The organism is Rhizobium sp. 2YAF20, from assembly GCF_052114685.1.
GTDB lineage: Bacteria > Pseudomonadota > Alphaproteobacteria > Rhizobiales > Rhizobiaceae > Rhizobium.
On sequence record NZ_JBFRFF010000092.1, the window covers coordinates 1 to 4,007 of the forward strand.

At 53.7% G+C, this 4,007-nt stretch carries 5 protein-coding genes and 2 pseudogenes; 4 read left to right on the forward strand and 3 right to left on the reverse strand.

What is annotated here, in order from left to right; all coding sequences use genetic code 11:
• Together AB4Z52_RS35710 and AB4Z52_RS35715 are read right to left on the reverse strand one after the other, a co-directional pair.
• Positions 1-864, reverse strand: an 864-nt coding sequence (locus AB4Z52_RS35710; RefSeq protein WP_442222536.1) for a methyltransferase family protein, incomplete at its 3' end; no start/stop codon positions are given.
• Complete coding sequence (locus AB4Z52_RS35715; RefSeq protein WP_442222537.1) at positions 861-1,202, reverse strand: hypothetical protein; 342 nt, start codon at positions 1,200-1,202, stop codon at positions 861-863. The genes AB4Z52_RS35710 and AB4Z52_RS35715, both read right to left, overlap by 4 nt.
• 294 nt (positions 1,203-1,496) lie before the next feature.
• Here AB4Z52_RS35715 and AB4Z52_RS35720 point away from each other — a divergent pair, with 294 nt between their 5' ends.
• The 3 genes from AB4Z52_RS35720 to AB4Z52_RS35730 all read left to right on the forward strand — a co-directional run bounded on the left by AB4Z52_RS35720 (position 1,497) and on the right by AB4Z52_RS35730 (position 3,057).
• Complete coding sequence (locus AB4Z52_RS35720) at positions 1,497-1,841, forward strand: hypothetical protein (RefSeq protein WP_442222538.1); 345 nt, start codon at positions 1,497-1,499, stop codon at positions 1,839-1,841.
• Between the two features lie 123 nt (positions 1,842-1,964).
• Positions 1,965-2,342 carry a barstar family protein gene (locus AB4Z52_RS35725; protein ID WP_442222539.1) on the forward strand — a complete coding sequence of 126 codons (378 nt, stop codon included), beginning with the start codon at positions 1,965-1,967 and terminating at the stop codon, positions 2,340-2,342.
• A gap of 160 nt (positions 2,343-2,502) precedes the next feature.
• On the forward strand, positions 2,503-3,057 hold the full coding sequence (locus AB4Z52_RS35730) for a DUF6990 domain-containing protein (protein WP_442222540.1): 555 nt from the start codon (positions 2,503-2,505) through the stop codon (positions 3,055-3,057).
• Between the two features lie 85 nt (positions 3,058-3,142).
• Here AB4Z52_RS35730 and AB4Z52_RS35735 read toward each other — a convergent pair.
• A pseudogene (locus tag AB4Z52_RS35735) lies at positions 3,143-3,547 on the reverse strand (IS6 family transposase); the annotation flags it as partial.
• A 50-nt stretch (positions 3,548-3,597) separates the two neighbouring features.
• Between AB4Z52_RS35735 and AB4Z52_RS35740 the strand changes: the two are divergent.
• A pseudogene (locus AB4Z52_RS35740) lies at positions 3,598-4,007 on the forward strand (IS6 family transposase); the annotation flags it as partial.

The following is a 4,007-nucleotide window of genomic DNA, read 5'->3' on the forward strand; positions in this document are numbered from 1 at the left end:
CACCACGCCTTCTACGAACACCCACGCCATGATCGCCGCCGCGATGATCCAGACATTGCCGAGAAAGAGACCCAGCACGACCCACGAAAGAGCCGCCGAAAGCTGCATCGGATTGCGCACATAGGCGTAAATGCCGGTCCTGACCAGCCGCTGCGTAGGGTCAAGTGGAATGGCCGTGCCGAGACCTTGAACCGCTAGCATCTGCACGCCAGCAAGTCCGATCACAAAGCTGACCAATAGCCCCGCTGCTAACCCGAGCCAGTCCAACAATGAGTGGTCTGCCAGTGCCCAGAAGCCTCCCATTGCCGCCATGACCAGGGTCGGCAGAATTCCGAGCGCTAGCCCCGCATACATGATGGCCAGCAGTGCCGCCCGAAAATGAAGGTTTGATTGTCGTTCGGTCCAGCGCGCGAGGTAGATCGCCGGCGCATGGGCGGTCGCGAACACGAAGGCGACACCGATCGGCCAATTCGACCCGGCCTCGACCAGCGGTTTCAACGCGGTAAACATGGTGCCGTGCAGGCCAACCATGATGATAAGACACATCGTGAGCGGACTGGCTGAAGGCAAGGCGAAATAGAGTACTGGCCCGAACAACACTGCGCCGCCAATCAGGATATCAGCCGGAATACCGTTAAGCATCAGCGAATCCCAGCCGTAGTGCCACCATCCCATCCATATCGCCAATGAATGGGTCACAAAAACCATGGACGCACCGTACAGAAAGGCGAAGAAAGCGGCGACCTGTTGCCGGTAGGCGGGTTTGCGCCATTCGACCAACACCACAAGCAGCGCGAGCGGGCCAAGCAGCAACAGCCAGCGGAGTGCCCACATCAAGGGTTCCGGGAGCAGGAGATCGATCACATAAGCACTCGATGCTTGATGTCGTCGCGGAGGACACGAGGAACGCGCGTCTCGAACAGTTCCACGGCTAGCAACGCAACAGGGAACCCCAGTGCCAAGTGCAGCGCATAGGTGGGCAGGGCGAGGATGAGCAAAATCTGCACCATCATCGCAAGCCGCATAATAGCGCCTTCCGATGACGTCGTTCCGGGAAGGCGTCCGAGATAGAGCAGTCCGAGGAAGGGAAGGACGACGGCAAGCGGAACGGCAAGAAAACGATCCGGCTTGTTGGCCGGCAATTCCGAAACGGCCAAGCCGATGCGTCCGAGCACCAGCATCGACGCGATCGCTGTTATCAAGAACTTTACCCAGGGGCGTAGGTGAAAATGTTCTCGGGTCATTTCCTGGTACCGGATTAGATTGCACGAGCGGTTGTAACTGCAATTCCTTTAGCAATCGCAACAGGAGCAGCTTTTGCCTATGCCGTGTATCCCCCGCATAATAAAGGAGCGCGGGGGATGAAAGCCGCGAATGGCACTCATGATGGGAATCGAACCTGAAAACACTGGGTCGCGTCAATTCACTATCAGTATAACTCCGTCACGGGAAAAGCATACGATATGAAACTTACAAACTAACGAGGAGATTTGTTAGTGAAAATAATGCCACTTGATGGACTAAGGCGAACTCTTGACGTATACGCGCTGTATTGGGTAAATGGAATGAGGCATCATCTTGTGCTACCTTACAGAGATTATAAGGGTTTAATCGTTGTCAGTGAGGAAAATTGTAAGATTATAAACTCATCGATCGACGGCTTTATTTTGAGAAAATCCGGAAATGGTAGTGATATACTTGTGCATTGGTCAGTTTCAGCTAGCGACCTTTTGGATCGACTGATTGATCCGCCCGACGAGGATGCCATGCGGGAGTTGGAGCGTCGTTTGAACGAAGATATTCCGCCGCCAGTTGATCGTCCTGATCCAACATCGTATTAGTGATGCACGAGGTGCCCTGAAATTGCTGCAGTGGGCCGCCTCGTCTCTGGTCTGCGTCAATTGAGGAGGCCCGCCAGCCTTTATTCCATTGGTGACCAGGCTCGATGAACTCCTGCCCTGGAATTGGAAAAGGCCGAAAAGCCAAGAGCGGGAGGCAGCCTGATACGTGGCGTCGTTGTGAAGATTAATGCGGCTCAGATATCCGACTGGCAATCGTTCCATGCGGTCTTCAAACGAGAGCTGGGCTTCCCTGCATTCTATGGTGAGAATATGGACGCATGGATCGATTGCATGACATATCTCGACGATCCCAATAGTGGCATGACCTCTTTCAACTTGAGGCCAGACGAGTTAGCTATTCTGGAAATCTCGAACACTCGTTCGTTCAAAGAAAAATGCCCGGATCAATATGAAGCGCTTATCGATTGCAGTGCCTTTGTAAACTCAGGAGATCCGAAAAGCGGCGGGTCACCGATATTGGCGCTAACACTAATCGAATAGATACCAAGCCTCAATTTATCCTCAAATTTCGAGCGGGGATGCAGTGCCCTCTGGTGATTTGGCGCGAGGACTTGGTTTACGTGCGGGCGTGCCGCTGCGGGATCAGGGCTATCCGAATGCCATACCTATTTATCAAATTGCCGCACCTGGTTTGTAAGTCATGAACGTATTGGAAACAAAAGCACTTGAAATATACAAAGCGCTCGATTGGAAAGCGCATCGAGAAAGTCGCTCAGATGACGCGGTCTTGTCTTTAGATGATGGCGACAGCGAGCTCCGTGCGGTTGTTCAGATACGCCAGCTTCCGTCTGAACAAAAGATGGGATTGAGCCTTTCAGCGGGTTCAAAGGACATATCGCGAATAATCGGTGCAATAGTCGGCGAACGAGCTTCTCACGAGCTTCTCTTACAAGCGCGCCTGGAAAAAAGATCGCCGGAGATTGGACTGAAGGAAATCGAAGACATTAGTAAAGCAGCAATCATTTGGTGGCGGTCGCAAGACAATCTGGCAGCGATTAGAGCGCTTACGGCTCCTCCACCGTCAACAGGGTTACCTCAGCTTATGCACCTAGGTGCCCTTGCTTACCTAGGGGATTTTAATACTCTGATTGATTACCAGCAGATATTTCAGAAGGGAAAGCGACTAAATTTTGTGCCGATGATCAAATCAGAAATGATCGACCGAGCAATCGATATTGCCGTTGAAAGAGCCTGACGAGTGCCCAAGAACCGACAAATCATCGGCAACAGGCGATGTCACGTTGTTTGATCATCGATAGAACGAGGTATGTTTCCGTGAATTAGGCATTTGCGCCAGTCACGGCTTTCCGGTGCGCCATGGCGCGTATGCGATGAATGCGGGTGGCGAGAGCTGAGCGTTTCTGGTGCGGCGGGACGAAGAGATTTCGGACTGTCGAAAAGATCGATACGAAACGTTGCAATCCACCGACCGATCGAAATCCCAGCATCATCCGTTCTCGTTTTCGCAGAGGCAGATGAGAATTCTCCGCCCGATTGTTGAGCCCCTTATGAGATCGATGTTCGACCGCCGGTATGACGTCCCGTTTTGCCGCGCCGTATGAGCGAAGCTTGTCGGTGACGATGCGTCTTGGCGTGAGACCTTGTTTCTTCAGCAGCCTGATCAGCAATCGCTTGGCAGCCTTGGTATCGCGGCGTGCCTGGACGATCTCGTCGAGAACATAGCCGGGCATCGTCAACTTAACGGAACGTGGAATTCGATGTGCGATGACGGGCCATGACAGACCGTGATCCGCTCTATCGCCGCCATCGCTTTCCCGCTGAAATCATTGCCCACGCCGTATGACTTTATTTCCGTTTCCCTCTCAGCCTACGGATGGTCGAGGACTTGCTGGCTGCCCGTGGGATCATTGTCTCCCATCAGACGGTCCGGCTGTGGGCGGAGAAATTTGGGCGGACCTTTGCCAACGACATCCGTCGTCGCTCATCCGGCCAGCTTGGAGACAAGTGGCACCTCGATGAGGCCGTCATTTCGATCCGAGGCAAGAAGCACTGGCTGTGGCGCGCCGTTGATCAGGACGGTTTTGTTCTGGAGGTGCTGGTGCAAAGCCGCCGCAATGCCAAGGCGGCCAAACGCCTGATGCGTAAGCTCTTAAAGAGCCAGGGCCGAGCGCCGCGGGTGATGAT

Coding starts and splice junctions, on each gene's coding strand:
- AB4Z52_RS35730 (WP_442222540.1), top strand. CDS start 2,503: ATGAACGTATTGGAAACAAAAGCACTTGAAATATACAAAGCGCTCGAT.